Source organism: Oribacterium sp. C9, from assembly GCF_002007235.1.
Lineage (GTDB): Bacteria > Bacillota > Clostridia > Lachnospirales > Lachnospiraceae > Oribacterium.
Genome location: NZ_MUHW01000001.1, coordinates 50,916 through 71,820, shown reverse-complemented (window position 1 = coordinate 71,820; position 20,905 = coordinate 50,916). Strand labels below are relative to the sequence as shown.

21 protein-coding genes are annotated in these 20,905 nt (G+C 40.8%); 5 read left to right on the top strand and 16 right to left on the bottom strand.

What is annotated here, in order from left to right; genetic code table 11:
- The first annotated feature begins 45 nt into the window (after nucleotides 1-45).
- Nucleotides 46-2,223, top strand: a complete 2,178-nt coding sequence (locus tag BXO88_RS00330) for a sensor histidine kinase (protein WP_078035810.1) — start codon at nucleotides 46-48, stop codon at nucleotides 2,221-2,223.
- Nucleotides 2,210-3,907: a D-alanyl-D-alanine carboxypeptidase family protein gene (locus tag BXO88_RS00325; RefSeq protein ID WP_139355461.1), complete on the top strand. Its 1,698-nt coding sequence runs from the start codon at nucleotides 2,210-2,212 to the stop codon at nucleotides 3,905-3,907. Before BXO88_RS00330 ends, BXO88_RS00325 begins: the two co-directional genes overlap by 14 nt.
- 43 nt (nucleotides 3,908-3,950) lie before the next feature.
- On the opposite strand, the gene BXO88_RS00320 is transcribed toward BXO88_RS00325, so the two are convergent.
- The 3 genes from BXO88_RS00320 to BXO88_RS00310 all read right to left on the bottom strand — a co-directional run bounded on the left by BXO88_RS00320 (nucleotide 3,951) and on the right by BXO88_RS00310 (nucleotide 5,761).
- The gene (locus tag BXO88_RS00320; RefSeq protein WP_206099941.1) at nucleotides 3,951-4,502 is read right to left on the bottom strand and encodes a M48 family metallopeptidase; all 552 of its coding nucleotides are present in this window, start codon (nucleotides 4,500-4,502) and stop codon (nucleotides 3,951-3,953) included.
- Between the two features lie 154 nt (nucleotides 4,503-4,656).
- A complete protein-coding gene (locus BXO88_RS00315) occupies nucleotides 4,657-4,887 on the bottom strand; it encodes an HPr family phosphocarrier protein (RefSeq protein ID WP_044995602.1) in 231 nt (76 codons plus the stop codon).
- A gap of 376 nt (nucleotides 4,888-5,263) precedes the next feature.
- Nucleotides 5,264-5,761 (bottom strand): hypothetical protein, encoded by a 498-nt coding sequence (locus BXO88_RS00310; RefSeq protein ID WP_078035808.1) that lies wholly within the window; start codon nucleotides 5,759-5,761, stop codon nucleotides 5,264-5,266.
- 299 nt (nucleotides 5,762-6,060) lie between these two features.
- Between BXO88_RS00310 and BXO88_RS00305 the strand changes: the two genes are divergently transcribed.
- A complete protein-coding gene (locus tag BXO88_RS00305) occupies nucleotides 6,061-6,258 on the top strand; it encodes a hypothetical protein (protein WP_078035807.1) in 198 nt (65 codons plus the stop codon).
- A gap of 150 nt (nucleotides 6,259-6,408) precedes the next feature.
- Here the strand turns inward: BXO88_RS00305 and BXO88_RS00300 are convergent, their stop codons facing one another.
- The 13 genes from BXO88_RS00300 to BXO88_RS00235 all read right to left on the bottom strand — a co-directional run bounded on the left by BXO88_RS00300 (nucleotide 6,409) and on the right by BXO88_RS00235 (nucleotide 19,461).
- Entirely contained in the window at nucleotides 6,409-7,899 is a 1,491-nt protein-coding gene (locus tag BXO88_RS00300; RefSeq protein WP_078035806.1) for a UxaA family hydrolase, read from the bottom strand.
- 30 nt (nucleotides 7,900-7,929) lie between these two features.
- On the bottom strand, nucleotides 7,930-9,423 hold the full coding sequence (locus BXO88_RS00295; protein WP_078035805.1) for a tagaturonate reductase: 1,494 nt from the start codon (nucleotides 9,421-9,423) through the stop codon (nucleotides 7,930-7,932).
- A 321-nt stretch (nucleotides 9,424-9,744) separates the two neighbouring features.
- Nucleotides 9,745-10,209 carry a MarR family winged helix-turn-helix transcriptional regulator gene (locus BXO88_RS00285; protein WP_078035803.1) on the bottom strand — a complete coding sequence of 155 codons (465 nt, stop codon included), beginning with the start codon at nucleotides 10,207-10,209 and terminating at the stop codon, nucleotides 9,745-9,747.
- Between the two features lie 247 nt (nucleotides 10,210-10,456).
- Nucleotides 10,457-10,933, bottom strand: a complete 477-nt coding sequence (gene fabZ / locus BXO88_RS00280; protein ID WP_206099939.1) for a 3-hydroxyacyl-ACP dehydratase FabZ — start codon at nucleotides 10,931-10,933, stop codon at nucleotides 10,457-10,459.
- A 105-nt stretch (nucleotides 10,934-11,038) separates the two neighbouring features.
- Nucleotides 11,039-12,280: a beta-ketoacyl-ACP synthase II gene (fabF, locus tag BXO88_RS00275; RefSeq protein WP_078035802.1), complete on the bottom strand. Its 1,242-nt coding sequence runs from the start codon at nucleotides 12,278-12,280 to the stop codon at nucleotides 11,039-11,041.
- 156 nt (nucleotides 12,281-12,436) lie between these two features.
- On the bottom strand, nucleotides 12,437-13,183 hold the full coding sequence (gene fabG, locus BXO88_RS00270) for a 3-oxoacyl-[acyl-carrier-protein] reductase (RefSeq protein WP_078035801.1): 747 nt from the start codon (nucleotides 13,181-13,183) through the stop codon (nucleotides 12,437-12,439).
- 12 nt (nucleotides 13,184-13,195) lie between these two features.
- Nucleotides 13,196-14,212, bottom strand: a complete 1,017-nt coding sequence (locus BXO88_RS00265; RefSeq protein ID WP_078035800.1) for an ACP S-malonyltransferase — start codon at nucleotides 14,210-14,212, stop codon at nucleotides 13,196-13,198.
- A gap of 15 nt (nucleotides 14,213-14,227) precedes the next feature.
- A complete protein-coding gene (locus BXO88_RS00260; protein WP_078035799.1) occupies nucleotides 14,228-15,151 on the bottom strand; it encodes a nitronate monooxygenase in 924 nt (307 codons plus the stop codon).
- 96 nt (nucleotides 15,152-15,247) lie between these two features.
- Nucleotides 15,248-16,348 (bottom strand): 3-oxoacyl-ACP synthase III family protein, encoded by a 1,101-nt coding sequence (locus BXO88_RS00255; protein WP_078035798.1) that lies wholly within the window; start codon nucleotides 16,346-16,348, stop codon nucleotides 15,248-15,250.
- A gap of 38 nt (nucleotides 16,349-16,386) precedes the next feature.
- Nucleotides 16,387-17,313 (bottom strand): acetyl-CoA carboxylase carboxyltransferase subunit alpha, encoded by a 927-nt coding sequence (locus BXO88_RS00250; protein ID WP_078035797.1) that lies wholly within the window; start codon nucleotides 17,311-17,313, stop codon nucleotides 16,387-16,389.
- A complete protein-coding gene (gene accD / locus BXO88_RS00245) occupies nucleotides 17,310-18,374 on the bottom strand; it encodes an acetyl-CoA carboxylase, carboxyltransferase subunit beta (RefSeq protein ID WP_330395029.1) in 1,065 nt (354 codons plus the stop codon). Before accD ends, BXO88_RS00250 begins: the two co-directional genes overlap by 4 nt.
- Nucleotides 18,375-18,519: 145 nt before the next feature.
- Entirely contained in the window at nucleotides 18,520-18,741 is a 222-nt protein-coding gene (gene acpP, locus BXO88_RS00240) for an acyl carrier protein (RefSeq protein ID WP_078035796.1), read from the bottom strand.
- A gap of 366 nt (nucleotides 18,742-19,107) precedes the next feature.
- Nucleotides 19,108-19,461: a cupin domain-containing protein gene (locus tag BXO88_RS00235; protein WP_139355460.1), complete on the bottom strand. Its 354-nt coding sequence runs from the start codon at nucleotides 19,459-19,461 to the stop codon at nucleotides 19,108-19,110.
- A 200-nt stretch (nucleotides 19,462-19,661) separates the two neighbouring features.
- Between BXO88_RS00235 and BXO88_RS00230 the strand changes: the two genes are divergently transcribed.
- Nucleotides 19,662-20,096, top strand: coding sequence for a hypothetical protein (locus BXO88_RS00230; RefSeq protein ID WP_078035794.1), 435 nt, complete (start codon nucleotides 19,662-19,664; stop codon nucleotides 20,094-20,096).
- Between the two features lie 141 nt (nucleotides 20,097-20,237).
- On the top strand, nucleotides 20,238-20,870 hold the full coding sequence (locus tag BXO88_RS00225) for a histidine phosphatase family protein (protein WP_168171580.1): 633 nt from the start codon (nucleotides 20,238-20,240) through the stop codon (nucleotides 20,868-20,870).
- Nucleotides 20,871-20,905 lie beyond the last annotated feature (35 nt).

Genomic DNA, 20,905 nt, shown 5'->3' with positions numbered 1-20,905 from the left:
GTTGGAGATAATTCTCTTTCCCGGCATTTACATTATTTAGACCTTATGAAAAAAATAATAACTACATTTATCAATATAATCTCATTCCTCCTGATCATCTGCAGTGTAGGCATTTTGACTCTCGGTGCTGCAGACGGAGCTGCACTTGAATATGTGCGTCAGCCGAATTATGTGAACAGTTCAGCCTTTGAAGAGCAGACGAATCACATGATGACGGATATTTTTGATTATGTACAGCTGACAGACATCTTTGAGGAAGATGGAAATCTTAATCTAGGGCTCATTATCGCCCAGGCAGATGTTCAGGGGCAAAATGTTTCATATTCTTTGGATTACCTTATACAATACGCCAGATCCATGGGATATTACTTTGATGCATGGAATCAGCTTCAACATGATGGAGCAAGAACCATTTCAAAAGCAGAGGACGAATTGAACCATCAGATCATAGTGCAGTACAGGGCATATCTTCCGGATTACAAGCAGACAAGCCCTACTGACGGGCAGATGTCCCTTGGCGCTCTCGCTGAAGAAGCACTCACTTATCTTGCCCGTTACTATGCTGTAAAAAGTGAATTCGATAATAAAAATACCAATTTTTATTTCAATATAACCTACACATCAAAAAAAGATGAAATCACATTCACCAACGATCCTGCACGTTCAGAAGAGGATATCCGCAATCTTCCAAGCTTTGCCTATGCCGATTCCAATTCCCTTGAGGTTTCAACGAACTTCATGAGCCTTCCTCAGAATCTGATTCCTCTTATACAGGCACGTAATCCTTTCAGATCAAGTTCCTCTCAATATCGTTTTTCTGTAGGTATAGATACTTCCTTCCCTAATGAGGATACATTTCAAAGGCAGTCCAATGAATATACAGAGCACCATGTGACAAGCGTTGTTGGTCTCACCATGCTGGTTCTTTCCAGCCTCACTACTGTCTTCACTCTTATTCTTCTTGTACTTTGGAGCGGCCGCAGTAGTGATAAAAACGATTCCAAAATTCATCTGTATAAAATAGATAATTGTCCTACCGAGATCTCATTATGTATCATCTTCTTATGGGGATTCATAGCTGATACGTTGTCTCCAGAGATACTTGAGTCTGTGGAAAGAATCATCGGCACTATAGATAACTGGTACTTTTGGACATCCAGTCTCAGTCTGCTGATGAAATACATGGTATACTTCCCCATGACCTTTTCTCTTATCAGAAAATATAAAGCAGATCGTTTATGGTCATCTTCACTTTTGAAAAAGATATGTGATATATTCGGTTATTATGTTAAAAGTGCAGAAAAAACCAGCTCCAGACTTTTCAGCTATATCCTTTTTGTATTGCCCAATACCTTTGCATTTATTATGATAGTGCTTCTATTTGTACACTTCATAAATAATCAGAGCTTAAAGGCATTCCTCGCTGCTGTAGCCATCTTTATCATCATTCTTGCCATAGATTTTTATACCTGGCGTATAGCTACAGGTCTCAGCGAAGCAGTTGATGAACAGGTAAAATCAGAACGTCTCAAGGCTGATCTTATAACTAACGTTTCACATGATCTCAAGACACCATTAACTTCGATCATAAGTTACGTTGATCTTCTCAAGCGTGAAGAAATAGATAATCCGAGGGTTCAGGAATACATAAATGTTCTTGACCAGAAATCCAACCGATTAAAAACTCTTACCGAAGATCTGGTTGAGGCAAGTAAGGCAAGCTCCGGAAATGTGAAGATAGAGTTTGCAGAGATCAACTATAACGAAATAGTTGAACAGGCTTTAGGTGAATTTGAGGATAAAACAAGTTCAGCCAAACTGGATATCATTCTCAACTATCCGGATCATCCTGTTATGATCAGTGCCGACGGCAGACATCTTTGGAGAGTAATAGAAAATCTTCTGAACAACTGCTGCAAATATGCATTACGTGGTTCAAGAGTATATGTTGATATAACTGATGATGAGGAATCCGGTACAGCTTCCTGCACCATCAAGAACATTTCATCCAGTCCTCTGAACATTTCTCCTGAGGAACTTACTGAAAGATTTGTCCGTGGTGATGTAAGCCGTACCACAGAGGGTTCAGGTCTAGGTCTTTCCATTGCAAAGAGCCTTACCAAGCTTATGAACGGTGAACTGGTTATAACTATAGATGGTGATCTTTACAAGGTAAGTGTTATATTAAAAAAGACTGTAGAAGAAACAAATGATACAAAATAATTATTCTTTTAAAAAAATAAAAAAATTCGGCAGACGAGTGTTTTTCGCTCTGTCTGCCACATTTCTTATAGCAAATTCCATACAAACATATAACATCTCCGGTACCCCTATATCAGATACCGCATCTGCTTATCCACATTCCATGGAAGTTGTCAACAAGGTTTTCGATTCATTAAAACTCACTCCGATTACCGGATTTGCAGCCGTTTCATGGCCCCAGGCTGACTTTTCATTGAATTCAGAGGGTGCAATACTTATTGATGCGGACTCAGGTGCCATACTTTATGAAAAGAATTCCACAACAGCATACTTCCCTGCATCTATTACTAAGGTACTTACTGCAGTCCTTGTTCTTGAAAACTGCAAGGATCTTGAAGATAAAGTCACCTTCTCTTATGCAGCAGTAAACGGTAATCTGGAGCCAAACTCCACAATCATCGGTGCGATTCCCGGAGATAAACTTTCTGTAAGAGATTGTCTTTATGGCCTTCTTCTGCATTCAGCCAACGATTGTGCCAACGCTCTCGCGGAATATATAGCAGGCTCAAATGAGAAATTCGCTGATATGATGAATGAAAAGGCCGCAGATATCGGCTGCATCAATTCGCATTTTGCGAATCCTTCGGGTCTTAACAATCCTGACCACTATACCTGTGCCTATGACTTCGCAAAGATAATGCAGTACGCCATTAAAAACGATACCTTCAGGGCTATCGATGCTGCTCAGGTATATACTCACGCTCCCATCTCAAAGTATCCCAATGATACAGATAGCGAAAATACAGTTTATGCCCACCATCACATGATGCGTAAGAGTTATTCGGAGTATTACCCCGGTGTTTTCGCCGGAAAGACCGGTTATACAACATTGGCAGGAAATACACTTGTAACAGCCTGTGAAAAGAACGGAATGACACTTATATCCGTAATTCTCAACGGACATAACTCACAATATACAGATACAAAAAAACTCTTTGATTTCGGATACAAGAATTTCAAATCCTACGAGGCTGCAGCATATGATGCAAAGATAAATAAGCTTTCCAGTAACCTGAAGGTAGATGGTATTCAGCTGGTAAACTCTCTGAGCTTTGACATCCCGTCCTCATATCATGTCACCCTTCCTGCCGATGCATCCTTTGATGATGTTTCAAGCTCCATAAGTTACGAATTAAATGATTCGGAAAAAACAGACGGTGCATTCGCACGTATTGACTATACATACGGTGATAAATCTGTCGGCAATGCCTACATCAGGCTATCAGATCAGTCAGATGAATATATCTCAGCTTCAAGTGAACAGGCAAAAACCGAATCTAATATCGTTGAAACAGTTCCTGAAAGCATCAGCGTAAGCTATAGTGACAGCACACATCCTACAGTTTCAGGGCAGTTGCCTGTTGAAAGCGCCGAGAATCACGCACCTGTGGTCTTGAATCAGGAGGAAGGACGTATAGAGATCCAAAAGCCTATCATCAGGCTTGTATCTATCCTTGCTTTGATTGGACTGATTGCCATCAGTGTATTCGGAATATACTACCTCTTAGAAAGACATGAGGAGTTTATACGAAGGAGACGCCGCTCCCGTATGCTTAAACACACTCATGACCTTACCAGAGAGCAGAAGGCCCGTCGTGATATACTTCTGAACAGCCGCTCCAAAAAAAGAAATCGCAGAAGATGATAAAAAGCCCGTTGGTACTCTGACAGTACCAACGGGGCTTTCTCTATTCCATTCTGCCTATTATCACTCCACCATTGTCATTTAGCCATTTACGCCTTTTTTTATAGTCAGGAAGAACCTTCTCGACTTCAGCCCAGAACTTAATAGAATGATCCATCACTTTCCTGTGACAAAGCTCATGTACAATTACATAGTCTATTATATCAGGAGGTGTTAACATCAAAAGACAATTAAAATTCAGATTTCCCTTGGAACTGCAGCTTCCCCATCTGGTCTTCTGGTTTCTTATGGTTATACGGCCGTAAGAGACCCCCACCTTCTCTGCAAAGTATTCCACACGTTTTGGAATAAATTCAACAGCCTTATCACCTAATTTCTGCAGTTCTTCGCTACTAATCGGTTCCAGTGACTCGGCTCTCTCCCTCTCCTTCATTACCTTATCCACATGTTCTTTGATCCATGCAGCTCTTTTTTTCAATACTTCCTGTATTTCAGTATCAGTTGTCCTGTAAGGCGCTTTGATCACTACCTCCGCCTTACTGTTAACACTTATCACTATTGATTTCCTGTTACATCTTTGTATTTCTATCTGCATATACACCTCATCCTGGATTCATATTACCACAACTAAAGCAGGTATTGGAGAAATGCCAATATTAATTAATATAATGCCACTGTGCTTATATAAAATAAAAAACGCCTGAATCGGTATTCATCCCAATCCAAGCGCTTCTAAAAGATTTAACATATCACTCTACGATAAAATCCTTAAGTGATGACTTTACGTCTGCAAGATTCTCTGTTCTGAACTTAAGGCTGAGAACCTTTCCAAGACCCATGTATATAACTCCAAGTATTGACTTGGCATCAACGATCTTTGATCCCTGAACGATATCCATATCAAACGGAAGCTTTGAAGTTACTTCAACAAAATCACTTACGGCCTCACGATCCGGAATCATAATGCTTAATTCACTCATCGTATCACTCCTCCTGAAAATAAAAAAATGGGATGTTTTTTCTATACCCAACACTTTTTAACTCATGTGATGAAATGCACTATATCACCATGTCTTAATTCTTTCCATAGTTCAAACAAAAACTTTTTGAGATTTTAATACTTTTTACAAATAGTATATCTTCCGTATAGACTGAATTTCTGTATACAAAAATATCTCAGAACCATGGATTTTATAATCGCAAGGAATACTACCACCATAGGAATTAAATAGCAATGCCCTAATGTAAACATTAATATTTTTTGTGATTTTTACACAGATTATAAACTATCATAGACAAAAAGATTATTATTTTTTAATATCGTACAGTTGTTACTGAATGTGTCTATTTTCTGTTTCAGATTATTCTTTTCACATGCAGTTTCTGACCGGATCTTCTTACTTCCTCAGCCAGCTCCAGATCAGCCCCTTCAAGCTTTTCATATTTTGAAACAGCAGCTTCTATCTGGAACTTAACCTGCTTGCGAACACCCGTCATACCACAGCGCACTATAGCCTTTTCCAGATCTTTCATAGAAGCTGTTGTTGGCTGCATGGAAGCTATCTGCGCAAAAGTCCTGAGCATACCTTCTGCTCTTAACGAGGAAATTCCTGTCACTGCTATAAGCGCCCCTGCAAACATCACTATGGCTGCAAGTATCATAAACGGATTATTCTGTTCCCTTATGGTCAGAATGCATATTAACCCTATAAAGACTCCTACTGTTCCAATTAATGTAAACTTTCTTGCATTTTTTATATAGTTCTCCATCAGGGACTCGCCTCCTTCAATGTCTCTCTTAGACTTGATCCCTGCCATTTCACTGAATTCGTTTATTTTCTTTTCATCGATCATTTTTTATCTCCCTTTCATAACGACATTATTCTGTACCACAAAATATATCAAATTATCCGCTCACTTGCATGTACAATATATATGTTTTTCCTTATAAATCAGGCTTTGAATTTGATATCCGTTGTGCATAATGCGTTATTATTTTGATTTTAATGTGACTATTTGATGTAAATATGCTATAATTAAAACTTGTTTATAGAGTATTTTGATTTTGCCGGTTGATTATATATCTGATTGATCATCAACTTGTTTTTGGCATTTATTCTGCTCTTTGATATCAATATAAGGAGGGGATAGCGATGGATAGAATTCGTAAGGTTCTGTCACAGCTTAATGGAGACCACCAAATCAGTGTTTACCGTTTTAATTCACACTTAGATATTGAAATGACAAATACATCTGTCGATTCTTTTCTTGGTATGATTTCAAATGGTTCCATGGATCCGAATCAGGTGGTTGAAATTAAATGTGATAAGACTATTATCTTTTCAGCTTAATTTTTAAACTTAATTCTCATTTTTTAAGTCGTGTTTTTTTAGTCATGACTTGATTTTTCTTCTATAGATACCTCCCATTAGCCCGGGAGGTATTTTTTTGAAGCATTAAAGGACCTGAACCGGCTTTCCGATTCAGGTCCGTTCTTTATATTATAATACAACACCATCCTTAAATATGGATATCTCTCTGAATCCGTGCTTTTCTGCCTGAGTCTGCTTTCCTGAAGCTATCTCTTTTACAAAATCAAAAAGACGTCTTCCGGCATCATCTATTGATTCACCCCTGGAAGCAACCGGACCTGCATTAAAATCGATCCAATTCTTTTTCTTCTCAGCAAGCCTATCATTGGTAGCGATCTTTGCGACCGGAGCCGGCGAACCAAACGGTGTTCCTCTTCCAGTTGTGAAAAGTATCACTGTGCAGCCTGCAGCAGTAAGATTGGTACTCGATACAAGATCATTTCCCGGACCGTATAACAGATTAAGCCCCTTTGTATGAACCTCTTCGCCATATGAAAGTACGTCAGCTATTGCAGCTTTTCCGCCCTTCTGTACGCATCCGCAGGATTTATCTTCCAATGTGGTTATTCCGCCTTCTTTATTTCCCGGTGAAGGATTATCATAAACAACCTCATTGTGACTAATGAAATAGTCCTTAAACCCGTTAAGCATATTTGAAGCCTTGTTAAATACATCTTCATTTACGCATCTGTCCATAAGCATACTTTCAGCGCCGAACATCTCGGGCACTTCAGTTAATATGGTTGTCCCACCCTGAGCAACGACCATATCGGATACTCTTCCTACTGTCGGGTTAGCGGTTATTCCAGATAGACCGTCTGATCCTCCGCACTTCATTCCAAGCACGAGCTTGTCGATCCCTACTGTCTCTCTTTTAAACTTTGACGCATATTCAGCAAGCTCACGTAACAGCTCTGAACCGGCCTCGAATTCATCCTCTACATCCTGACAGGTAAGGAATTTCACTCTGTCAGGGTTGTATTCGCCCAGCTCCTGAAGGAACTGTTCATGAGTAAGGTTCTCACAGCCCAATGAAAGAACAAGCACAGCACCGGCATTTGCATGACGAACCAGATCAGCAAGTACCCTACGTGTCTGTGCATGATCTCCTCCTGTCTGGGAACATCCAAATGGATGAGTATATGTATAGAGCCCATCTATAGAACCCTTTACCAGATCCTGATTCATCTCAACAAGATGCTTTGCCACATCATTGACGCAGCCCACTGTAGGGATGATCCAAATCTCATTACGTGTTCCGACTTTTCCATCAGGTCTGACATATCCCTCAAATGTCTCCACAGGCATTTCTGCCTTTGCCGGTACAGCGGGATTGTAGGTATACACAACTTCTCCGCTTAAATTTGTCTTCATGTCATGTGTATGAACCCATTGTCCTGCTTTGACATCTTTAGTGGTGTGCCCAATGGACACACCATATTTGATCACCTGCTCATCTCTGGGAATCGGCTTTACCGCTACCTTATGTCCCTGAGGAATATCCTCGATTGCTTTTATATCAATATCATCGATTCTGATTTCGTCACCCTTGGCTATTGGCGCGATGGCAACGACAACGTTATCCTCCGGATTGATATGTACTATCTGTGCTTTGGCCATGTTTCTTTTCCCTAAGAAGGTTTCCTTTCATTAAAGTACTGACGCGTATGCAGCCTTTGCTCCCTGCTCCTTGATAAGAGTAAGATTCTTTACTGTTACTTCCTCAAAACCCGGAACCTTGGTAAGATCCTGTCCCCAGAATTCTTCATTTGTCATTACAGCATGAACGAGAGTCTTTACATCATCATCCTTATGGGCTTCATAGAAATCTATAACTTCCTTGTCATCCTGAATCTTATATTCATTACCCTTAGGGCGCTTGCAGATGAGTCCATCCTCTTCTCGACGCTGTACATCATTGTTATAAAATGCGATATATGCGGCAAAGCTCATCGAAAGAACCTCTGGGAGCTTTCCGAACTTATCAACATATTCAAGAAGTGATGGCATATTTCTTGCCTTCCACTTTGATGTGGAGTTAAGCGAAATGCTCATGAGCTGATGATCTACAAACGGGTTATTGAAACGATCCTCAACTGCTGATGCAAAATTCTCACAATCTTCTTTATCTAATGGAAGAATAGGAATAATTTCGTCCTTAAGCATCTTGTTCATATAGTTTTTAACTACATCGTCATGCATACAGTCGCGAACGATATCAAACCCTGCAAGATAAGAACCGAGAACAAAACCTGTATGAGCACCGTTAAGGATACGAACCTTTCTCTTCTTATAAGGAGCTACCTCAGGAACAACATGAACATTTACTCCAGCCTTCTTGAACGGAAGCTTATCCTCAAGCGACTTAGGACCCTCGATGTACCATACGCCAAATACCTCACCGACATCTGTAAGCGGATCTGTGTAGCCGTTCTCCTTATCAAGCTCCTCCACTTCCTTTGGATCACGGATACGACCCGGAACGATTCTGTCAACAAGTGTTGAGCAGAAAAGAACCTCATCATTAACCCACTTCTTGAAATCATCTCCTAGATTCCACTCATCGATATGACGATTAACAATCTTCTTGAGCTCCTGTCCGTTATTGTCTATAAGCTCACAGGAAAGAACAACAACGCCTGCTTTTCCTGCCTTAAATCTCTCATAGAGGACTCTTGTCATCTTTCCGGGGAATGAAACCGGAGGCTCCTGATCGAACTTTGTTTCAGGATCGTAAACTATACCAGCCTCAGTTGTATTGGAAACGATATACTCGAGATCATCTGACTTTGCAAGCTCAAGCATATCCTTAAATCCTTCCTTTGTATAAGGAGATATGCAGTTTTTAACTGATGAAATAACCCTCTTTTTATTAACCTTCTGCCCATTCTCAGATCCACGAAGGTAAAGAGTATAAAGCCCTTCCTGCTCATTTATAAGATCTGTAAGTCCCTGTCCTATAGGCTGAACAAGTGTAACTTTTCCGTTCCATCCTGCCTTCTCGTTTGACATATCAAACCAGTAATCCACAAAAGCTCTAAGGAAATTTCCCTCACCGAACTGCATCACCTTTACAGGCGCATCTTTAAGGATATACCCCTCATAACCTGACTTCTCGAGTACCTGATAGTTTAACTTTTCCATTGAATTATCCCCTTTCAATCGAATCAACTTTATTTTAATATAATGCTTACTTATCTCACAGTTCTCTGCCATACTTTTGTAAGCGCTTACATTTAATATATTCTGTTTACTCTAATATGTCAATTAGTAAAATAAATACTAATTTTACTTCTGTTTTTGTCAGTATTTCACTAAATAAAAAAACGTCCGGAAATGTCCTTTCTGAACTCAGTTTTTTTACTCTGACTTCTGAAATAACATTCCAAACGTTCATCTGATATATAGGACGTAGTACATTGATGAGCATATCTAAAGTAGCTCTCTCATCTCTCATCCCTCGTCCTACCTTCTGTCTCTCTTTTTAAAATGCTTTGGATCCAGCTCCGGTATCATTTCGTCGGTGATGGTAGCTATCATCTGATCCAGCCTATCTATATCTTCCTTAGAAAAACGCTCTTCACATCTTTCTACTATCTGCTGTAGGAACTCATAGCTGTTTTTGTAGTAGTCTTTCAACTTATCCGTTGCCCTCAAAAAATACTCTCTGTGATCCGTTTCCGACTGTACCTTTTCGATATACCCCTTCTGGATCAGAGCATTGACTTTATAGGCTGCATTTGGTGCCGAAATCCCCATCATCTTTGCAAATTCAGCAACCGTAGGTTCCCCAAGTGATTTTATACACTCAAGACTGAATGCCTCAACAGAGGTCAATGTATCATCACCGGAATTTTCCTTGGAAAAAACCTGCATATAAAAATGTACACGGAATCGATTATATAATTCCTCAAAAGTATTACTTAACATATCTGTTCATCCTTAACTATATAAAAATCATATTATTTCTTTGGATTTTAATTTACTATTGATTATATCATATATACCCTCTAAGAATAATATAAACAAGTGTGAAATCATTATAACAAAAATGGCTATCGATTTAATATATAATCGGTAGCCATAGTATCGCTATTTTTGCACTATGAAAAAAACTATTGAATTATTTTACTCAATTTCTTATTCCGGCTGCAAAGTCTTGTTAGATCACAGCCTTTCACTGTACTGCAAATGTCAGCTCCGCAACAACCGCTGTCTTTCCGTCAACAGTTGCTGTGGCTGTACCTATCCCCACAGGTCCGTGCATCTTTGTCAGCTCACAGTGAAATTCCAGAACGTCACCTGGTCTTACCTGACGCTTGAAACGAGCATTTTTAATTCCTCCGAAAAGAGCTATCTTTCCCTGATTCTCAGGCATGCTGAGCAGGGCAACCGCTCCTGTCTGTGCCAGAGCTTCGATGATGAGCACCCCCGGCATAACAGGATATTCAGGAAAATGTCCCTGAAAAAACGGCTCATTTACGCTGACACACTTTCTTGCGTTCGCAAATTTACCCGGCTCATAGTCATTAACATGATCTATAAGAAGGAATGGATATCTGTGTGGAATGATTTTTTTGATTTCTTCTATATTTAATGTCTTCGGTATCCTACCTTCAGAAGCATTATCCTGTTCTTTTATTTCCTCTGCCATTTTTACCCCCATGAATCAGAATTATATTTGGATCCGCTATGTCGGTATCTGACTCAATAACTAAGTTTAAAATTCTTACTTCCAGATCTTACATTAATATCTTATTTATGCCTTTGCAAAAATAAGACATGCATTGTGTCCGCCAAAGCCGAGTGAATTGCTCAATGCATATTTGAGCTCTGAACTTCTGCCTTCATTCGGAACTATATCCAGATCACACTCAGGATCAGGACTCCTGTAGTTAATGGTGGCCGGAATAAATCCATCCTCTAAAGCCTTTACACAGAATACTGCTTCGACTCCTCCTGCGGCACCAAGAAGATGTCCCGTCATAGACTTGGTAGAAGACACAGGAATGTTGTAGGCATTGTCACCAAATACTGCCTTTATGGCCTTGGTCTCACATGAATCATTAAGATGCGTGGAGGTACCGTGAGCATTGATATAGGAAATATCTGCCTGATCTATGCCTGCATCCTTGATTGCAAGACGCATGCAGTCAGCTCCCCCTTCTCCCTCAGGATTAGGGCTTGTTATATGGAATGCATCACAGTTTGCACCATATCCCACGATTTCTGCGATGATCTTTGCTCCACGGCGAACCGCATGCTCATACTCCTCCATTACGAGAATACCGGCACCTTCACCCATGACGAAACCGCTTCTCTCGCTGTCAAACGGAATACTTGCACGATTTGGATCCTCTGAATGATTCAGTGCACGCATGCTGCTGAATCCGCCTATTCCCAGTGGAGATATGCACGCTTCTGTTCCTCCTGCTATCATAACATCTTCATATCCATCTCTTACTCTGTGGAATGCATCACCTATTGCATTGGAACCACCTGCACAGGCTGTAACAGGACAACTGCACATTCCCTTGAATCCATGACGGATGGCTACATTGGCTGCTGCCATATTTGAAATAGTCATAGGAATGAAAAAGGGAGATACTCTCTCAAATCCATGATTCTCCGCCTTTGTATGCTCTGACTCGATAGTATCCAGCGCACCGATTCCTGAAGATACTATAACTCCGATTCGTGATGGGTCATATTCCTCTGATTCTTTGAGTCCGCTCTGAATAATTGCCTCTTCTGCCGCCACAATGGCAAACTGTGTAAATCTTGAAAGATGCTTCTGCTCACGACGGTCTATCAGCCTTGAAGGATCAAAATTTTTTACTTCTCCTGCAAGCTTCACAGTAAAATTCTCTGTGTCAAAATGTGTTATAGCTGCGATACCGCATTTTCCCTGGCGGATATTGCCCCAGGATTCAGCCACTGTATTTCCTGTTGGATTGACAGTTCCGAGACCTGTTATCACTACTCTTCGCTTATTCTCCATTTTTGCTCCAATCTAATTAAATATGCAAAATCAAATATACCTGACCGGACCCTCTGTTTTCCGCCGGTCAGGTTCGGTTTTGTCAACCTCACCTGATCCCTTCGGGACCCGAGCTCGCTCGGGCCATATCGCTCCGGAGTTTGCTGATGCAAACTCCTACGCTCCCATTCCACCGTCAATGCCGAGGACCTGACCGGTGATGTAACGGGCATCATCTGATGCAAGAAATGCTACTGCCTTTGCTATATCTTCTGCCTGTCCGAATTTTCCTGCAGGAATGCGCGAAAGCATGGTTTCCTTGACCTTATCCGGAAGCGAACTTGTCATATCAGTATCGATAAAGCCCGGAGCTATAACATTAGCAGTTATTCCTCGACTTGCGTATTCCAGGGCTGTTGTCTTGGTTAGACCGATTATTCCAGCCTTTGATGCGGAATAATTTGCCTGCCCCGCATTACCGTGAAGGCCTACTATAGACGAAATGTTAACTATTCTGCCGGATCTCTGCTTCAACATGATCTTTCCTGCATACTTTGTCATAAGAAATGCACCGCGAAGATTTTTTGAAATAACTTCATCAAAATCCTCAGCACTCATCCTGAGCATCAGGTTATCTCTGGTTATGCCCGCATTATTCACAAGTATGTCAATGCTTCCGAAGTGCTCCTGTGTCTTCGCTATAAGTTCATTAACAGCATTTTCATCAGATACATCCGCACACACTGAAATTGCCTGTACTCCCGCTTCCTGACAAAGCTTTACGGTTTCCTCCGCTGCATTCTGATTTCCTGCATAATCAACCACCACATTGCAGCCTCTCGCCGCAAGCTCAACCGCTACAGCTCTTCCTATGCCTCTTGATGCACCTGTAACGATTGCTGTCTTTCCATTTAAACTATTCATCCTATTCTCTCTTTATCTTGATGTTAACTTTTCAACATCCTCAGATGTTTCCACCGCACTTACTGTAAACTCTCTTATTCCCATATCCTTGGCAACCTTCTTTACAAAACCACTGAGGGTATGTCCGGGACCTATCTCAACAAAATCAGTGACACCCTTCGCAAAGAGATTTCTGATTATCGATTCCATACGTACAGGCTTCTGTACCTGCTCTACCAGAAGCTCTGGAATAGCCTTACGAAAAGCTGCGGCAGTCGTTGCAGTGGTCGAATTGATCGATGAAGTAACAGCCTCCGACTCATCTCCCAGGAAATTAAAAAGTACACTGCACTTAGGACGGTTCATACGGATATTCTTGAAATACCCCTGAAGTGCATCACCTGCCGATGACATATAACTTGTATGGAAAGGTCCCGATACCTTAAGCGGGATGCATCGTACCTTTTCAAAGCCTGCTGCCAACTCTGTTACCTTATCTACAGCTTCCTTCTCTCCACCGATAACGATCTGACCGGGACAGTTATAGTTGCATATCGATACTATCTTTCCACTTTCTTTTCTTACCTTCTCGCAGCAATCCTGAATGTCAGATTCACTCATTCCTAAAATCGCTGTCATACCACAGTCAACACCTTCGCTGGCTTCAGCCATCTTCTGCCCTCTGAATGCCACCATTTCTACGGCAGTCTCTGAATCCATGACCTCTGCTGCCTGTAATGCTGAATACTCTCCGAGTGATAATCCTGCCGCATAATCGGGACGTATTCCATGGACCTTCAGTATTTCTGTTACACCGCAGGCAAAAGCCACCATAGCCGGCTGTGTGTAACGTGTCTGATTTATCACACCATCAGGATCTTCAAAACATAAACGACAGAGATCATAATTCCTGTCAGATGAATTCTTTTTCTGAAGTTCCTCTGAAACGCCGTCAAACACTCTGCGGAACTCAGGATAATCACGATAGAGATCTGCTCCCATACCTGCATGCTGACTTCCCTGTCCTGCATATAAAAAAGCTGTTTTCATAACTTCGCCTTTCCATTACATATGTGTTATATCTTCCAAAATTTCAGCTACAGGTCGTATATCATGAAGCTGTCCGCAAACCTGTCCTGACATGAGTGAACCTGTTTTAACATCGCCTTCAAATACTGCACGGCGTAAAGAACCAAGTGTGTATTTCTCAAGCTCCATCTTGTCGGCTCCAGCCTTCTCCTGCTTAAGATACTGAACTGTCATCTGATTCTTTAATACTCTTACCGGTGTACCTCCGATACGTCCTGTTACGATAGCATCAGAGCCTTTTGCCTTGATTAGAGCTGCCTTATAGTTTTCATGAATTGGGCACTCAGGAGATGCAAGCAATGCTGTACCGATCTGTACGCCACATGCTCCAAGCGCAAGAGCCGCCTTGAACTGACGGTTATCAGCCACACCGCCTGCTGCGATTACAGGAATGTTAACCGAATCTACAGTCTGCGGAACCAATGCCATGGTCGTCATCTCTCCAACATGTCCTCCGCTTTCACAGCCTTCGGCTATAACCGCATCTGCACCAAGCTTTTCTACATGCTGTGCAAGAATAGGAGCTCCTACTACCGGTATAACCTTTATTCCGGCAGCCTTAAAATCCGCCATGTACTTTCCGGGATTTCCTGCTCCGGTCGTAACAACAGAAACCTTCTCTTCTATGCAGACTTTTACAAAATCATCTGTAGCAGGATTCATAAGCATCAGGTTAACTCCGATAACCGGCTTATATCCGTCTTCTTTTTCCGGTGCGAGCTCTCTTGCCGTACGGATCTCATTTCTCAATTCTTCTGCAGTTCTTATTCCACCTGTACCGATAAGTCCAACTGCACCGGCATTGGCACATGCCGCAGCAAAACGTCCTGTAGCAATATTAGCCATTCCACCTTGAATGACCGGATAACGTGTTCCCAAAATTTCGTTTAAAAGCTTCATGTTATTCCTTTTTCTTCGTATTTTTCAAATTTCTAAGTTTTTTCTTAATAAGTCCTATATGCTCAATAGCATATAAAACATGATACTTGTGAAATATCATTTATAGCTGATTATGCAGCCACCCCATGTGAGTCCTCCGCCAAATCCGGCAAGGATAAGTCTTTCACCTTTCTTTAACAGGTCTTTTTCATGCATTTCATTGAGGGCGATAGGTATGGATGCAGCACTTATATTTCCAAGCTTTTCCATATTCATAAAAAATTTGTCCTCAGGTGCATGCATTGCTCTGATGACATGTCTGATGATTCTCGCATTTGCCTGATGACAGACAACATGATCTATATCATCAAGTTCAAGCCCTGTTTTTTTGAGAAGTCCATTTATTATTCTAGGAATGATGTCGCATGCAAATACAAAGACATCTTTTCCATCCATTAACATATGATCTATTACTGTGGCATCTTCTTTTCTTCGATATTTTTTTTCATATGCATCCGAATAAACAGATGGTGCCTCTATGGCTCCTGAACCTCTTGATCCCAAAAGACTCACATATCCTGTTTTAACTGCGCTTTTATCGCAAGAATTTGCATCTATAATATTAGATTTATTTTCCGCAATCCCCTCATCATTATCCGATGTAACTATAGCTGCGCCGGCACCGTCTCCGAATAATATCGCTGTTGTACGATCTTCCATGGAGATAAGTCTCGATAACTGCTCAGTTCCTATGACTAAAGCACATTTTCTGCCGGACTTTTCAGTATCTGCTTTTTCCTTTTCAGGATAGATATCATCTACACAGAGGTTCGCATTCAGCAATCCCCTTGCCACTTCCAGCGCGTATATAAATCCACTACAGGCTGCGTTCAGGTCCAGAGCCGGAACCTCAGGAAGTCCCAGTTCTCTCTGCACAAGTGCTGCCATGCTTGGTGTCGCAAGGTCAGGTGACATTGATGCCACAACAACTGCCGCCACTTCATCTTTGGATATCCCAGCATCCCTGATTGCTTTTTCTCCGGCTTCTACAGCCATAGTCAAAGCACTTTCCTCCTCTGAGCAGAACTTTCTTTCATGGATTCCCGTCCTCGGATATATCCATGCATCAGAAGTATCCATTATCTCTCCCAAAGCATCATTGGTAACTGTCCTACTGGGAATCGAGCCTCCCAGACCTATTATCTTTATTCCATTCAAAACTATGCTCCCGATAGTTCACTCCTCAAAGTGACTATTTATATATTTCTGTACTTTTCCTGTCTCTGCCGTCTTAATTCCTCAGGGGACAGCTTTAAAAGATCCGTAAATGTTTTCTCCAAAACTATATCGAGACTTGCATATAATCTTTCCGGATCTTCCTGTGCTCCTCCGAGTGGCTCAGGTATGACATGGTCTGCCACTCCCGCTCTTCTGAGATCATGAGCTGTCAGCTTCATAACTTCGCATGCTTCCTCATGTCTTTCGGCATCCTTCCATAATATGGAAGCAAACCCCTCAGGACTAAGTACCGAATATACTGAATTCTCGAGCATCAGGATTTTATTAGCAACGCCTATGGCAAGTGCTCCTCCCGAGTTACCTTCTCCTGTAACTATGGATATGATAGGTACATGGAATCGGCTCATGGCAGCAAGGTTTCTTGCAATAGCTTCCCCCTGTCCATGCTCTTCAGCTTCCATGCCCGGATAAGCCCCCGGAGTATCGATAAATGTTATGATAGGTCGTCCGAATTTTTCAGCCTGCTCCATGAGACGAAGTGCTTTTCTGTATCCTTCAGGTCTCGGCATTCCGAAGTTATATGCAAGATTTTCCTCCATTGTTCTGCCTTTCTGATGGCCGAGAACTGTTATAGGACATCCCTTGTATCTTGCTATACCTCCGAAAATAGAAAGATCTTCATCATATAAATGATCCCCTTTCTGTTCAAAGAAATCAGTGAACAGATTGTCTATAAAGTCCTTTATATGAGGACGTTTCGGATGTCGCGCAAGGAAGACTCTGTCTGAAGGATTAAGCTCTGTACATTTGGATAACAGTTCATTTCTGGTTTTATCAAGTGAACGTATCTCTTCCGCATTCTTCTCAATTAACTCATCATTTTCCGATAATGCATCGATCCTGTTACCGATCTGCTCTGCCTCTTGTATTATTTCCCTGATCATCCCTTATTCTCCAAAACTGCGTTTTTTCTTACAGTACTGAACTTTCTTGTATCTGCATGAAGCTTCAAAATATCGGTAAGTACATCCCTCATTTCGCTTCTCTCGACTATTCGATCCACAAATCCATGATTCTCCAGATACTCGGAACGCTGGAATCCCTTAGGCAGTTTGCGGCTTATGGTCTGCTCGATTACTCTCGGGCCTGCGAAACCTATAAGCGCTCCGGGTTCTGCCAATGTTATATCTCCAAGTGTTGCGAAGCTTGCTGTTACTCCTCCGGTAGTAGGATTTGTCAGAAAGCTTATGAACAATCCCCCTTTTTCGCTGAACTGCTCTATGGCTGACGTTGTTTTGGCCATCTGCATCAGGCTGTATATACCTTCCTGCATACGGGCTCCTCCGCTGGCACTGAATATCAGTAAAGGTAATTTCTCATCCATTGCGTATTCAACAGCTCTTGTTACCTTTTCTCCAACGGCCCTGGACATCGATCCCATGAAGAATCTGCTGTCCAGCACAACTGTAACCAGCTTTATTCCCTGAATGCTTCCTACTGCAGATATAACAGATTCATTCAATCCTGTCTTTTCTTCCTGTCGCTCTATCTTTTCCTTATATCCCGGAAAACCTAATGGATCCTCTGCCCTTATATCTGTATCTATCTCTGTGAATGATCCCTTGTCCAGAATCAGACTTAAACGATAGTACGCACCAATCGGCGCATACTTACCACATTCAGGGCATACATAAAAGTTATCTTCCCATTTACGTCTCAATGCGCGTCTTCCGCATGATCTGCATGTTATAAAGCTGGATGGAATCATGACCGCCGGAATTCTAAGGCCATTCTTATCCTTTATTTCCTCCTGCATCTGTCCGGATACTGTAGAAAGTCCCTTTTTATTAATGTCTTTCTCTTTAGCAGATGCAGCTTCGGCTGATCCCTTACCTTTTACGAATGAGAACCTGATTCCATTATGTCCAACAGTATCAGCATGAGCTTTCTTCCGAAGTGCTCTGTCTTTATACATCTCATATATTTTTTTTATTGGAGATTTCATAAGTTTTCCTCCTGGCCGGGGAATGTTATCCCTTTTTGGTTCGATAATTCTGACCCTGCATTCCAGTTTTTTCCGGAACCCCCGCCTCTCTTAGCACGAAAAAGCCAAAGACTTGCTTTGGCTTTGCAGAAATGTTTATTTATGATTACTTATTGCAGTAATCTACAAGCTCCTGTACTGTCTGCAGCTTTCCGATTTCACCATCCGGAATAGAATGTCCGAGAGAATCCTCAAGAGCCATATGAAGCTCAACAAGTGAAAGTGAGTCTACTTCAAGATCCTCGATAAATCTTGCATTGGGTGTAACCTTATCCTCGTCACAAGCAAGTGTATCAACAATTATTTCCTTTACTGCCTCAAATTCCATTTCTTCTCCTTTTGGTCGGTATAACGACCTCACATATTTTTTAAAACTACATATAGCAGATATCGAAACAATATCGTTAAATTTTTTTAACTATTCTCTCGATGGTGTAGACTATACCGAATGCCGGTCATTTCGTCAACGGATGAAATTTTCAAATGGAAGTAGTTTCCGAAACTATGAAAAATGGAGACAAAAGCGTATGACGTTTTTTCGTCATTTCTTTTGTCTCCATTATTTAAATAATTAAAGTTATATAAAATTTTTTAAATAGTTAATGAACACTTTTGAGCTTATATGTCTTTAACTTCCTGTTTCAGCTTTAGTCAATGCATCATTTCAAAAGAAGCATTACCTAAAATCTCATTTTCAGTCCTTCACAAAGTCTTCTCTGTATGGTGCAAATACATCAATGAGCTGCCCCTCTTCGAGACATACACAACCGTGTTCTACACCGTTTGTTTTTAAAAGTGTGTCTCCTTCCGTAACTATATGTTTTTCCCCATCTATCTCAAACTCAAATTTTCCTGATTTTATATATGTGATCTGTGTATGAGGATGATGATGAAGCTTTCCCACCGCATCCTTAGCAAATGTATTCTCAACCACCATTACATCATCAGAATAAGCAAGTATTCTCTTAGTTACCCCCTCTCCTCCTGATTCTGTTGGAATATCCTTATAAAATACCCATCTTTCATTTTTGTGCTCGTGACTTAACATAATCATTTCCTCCATAATTCACAGTTCATTCCGCCAATGCAGTTAATTTTATTTTACATCTTAGTATACCGGTTTACAACTTGTGAATTCGGTCTGTTTTATTTATTCAGCTCCATTTTTCTTATTTCATCAAAAAGTGTAAATATCTACCTTATATGATATAATTTTATATTATGAGCCTTTTTACGAAAGGAAACATTATGACATCATTAGACGAAGAGAAAGAATTCTACATGAGTGAGTCGGATTCTGAAGATGTTTCTGAAATTTCTGATTCCGAGCAGACTATGGATGATCAAGAATATGAACCTACCAATTCCGAGCTTCTGGCTGAGATTCGAAAGAACCGTCAGCTTATGAAAACCGTCCTTTTTTTTACCATTATAGCTCTTTTGGTATTTCTAGGAGTCAGCTACTATCTTTATACCATTGCTATAGTTTATAAGGCTGAAATTGATGAAGCTTTTGAGACTATGAATAAAATTGACACCATGGTTCAGCAGCTTGAAAATGATTATGGCGGTTATAGTCAGAGAATCGAAGAATTCTTTGAGACCGTAAATGAATTAAAAGCAAATCTCGATAATGTAAACAGAATTTTAGGATCATTATCCAACCTTAGACTTCCGTTCTGATAGATATATAGTTAAAGAGATTTTCTTATCTATATGCAACAGGACACAATGATGATTCAGGAATATTCGCTCATATTTACATTTCCATATGACTGATATTTTTATTCTGTTAGATATATGAGCTTTGGAATGGAGTTTATTATGGAACTATATATAGTCCGCCATGGTGAAACTATGTGGAATCGACAGCACCGGCTTCAGGGTCTTACTGATATTCCATTAAATGATGCCGGCCTGGCAGGAGCACGCATCGCGTCAGAAGCATTAAAACATATTCACTTCGATCATGTTTTTTCAAGTCCTCTTTCGAGAGCTCGTAAAACAGCTGAGATTATATGCAGAAATTATACTGACCTTCGTCCGGTATTATGTGAGGATCTGAAGGAAATCTCCTTTGGAATCGGTGAAGGTTTAGATCTTAGCGGCGAGACTATTACAAGCGAATCCGAAAAAGTCACATTAGCACATATAAAAGACTGGTTTCAGGATCCGGAAAGGATATCGCCTCTTCCAGGCGGTGAATCCGTCACAGATATTAAATCACGTCTAAATCATTTTCTCAAAACAGATATCTATCCTAACGAGGATATCTATAAGAAGGTACTCATCACAGCACATGGCGGCATAGTACGTGGTTTCGAATGTATTATAAATGACCTTTCCGATTATGATTTCTGGCATGGTCCCATAGTTCCAAACTGCGGAGCACTTGTAGTTTCCCTTAAGAATGGCAAGCTCAGAATAACCAAAGTTCTCGATCTTATTAATATGTAAAAAACGGTGTATGGAAAACCATACACCGTTTTTAT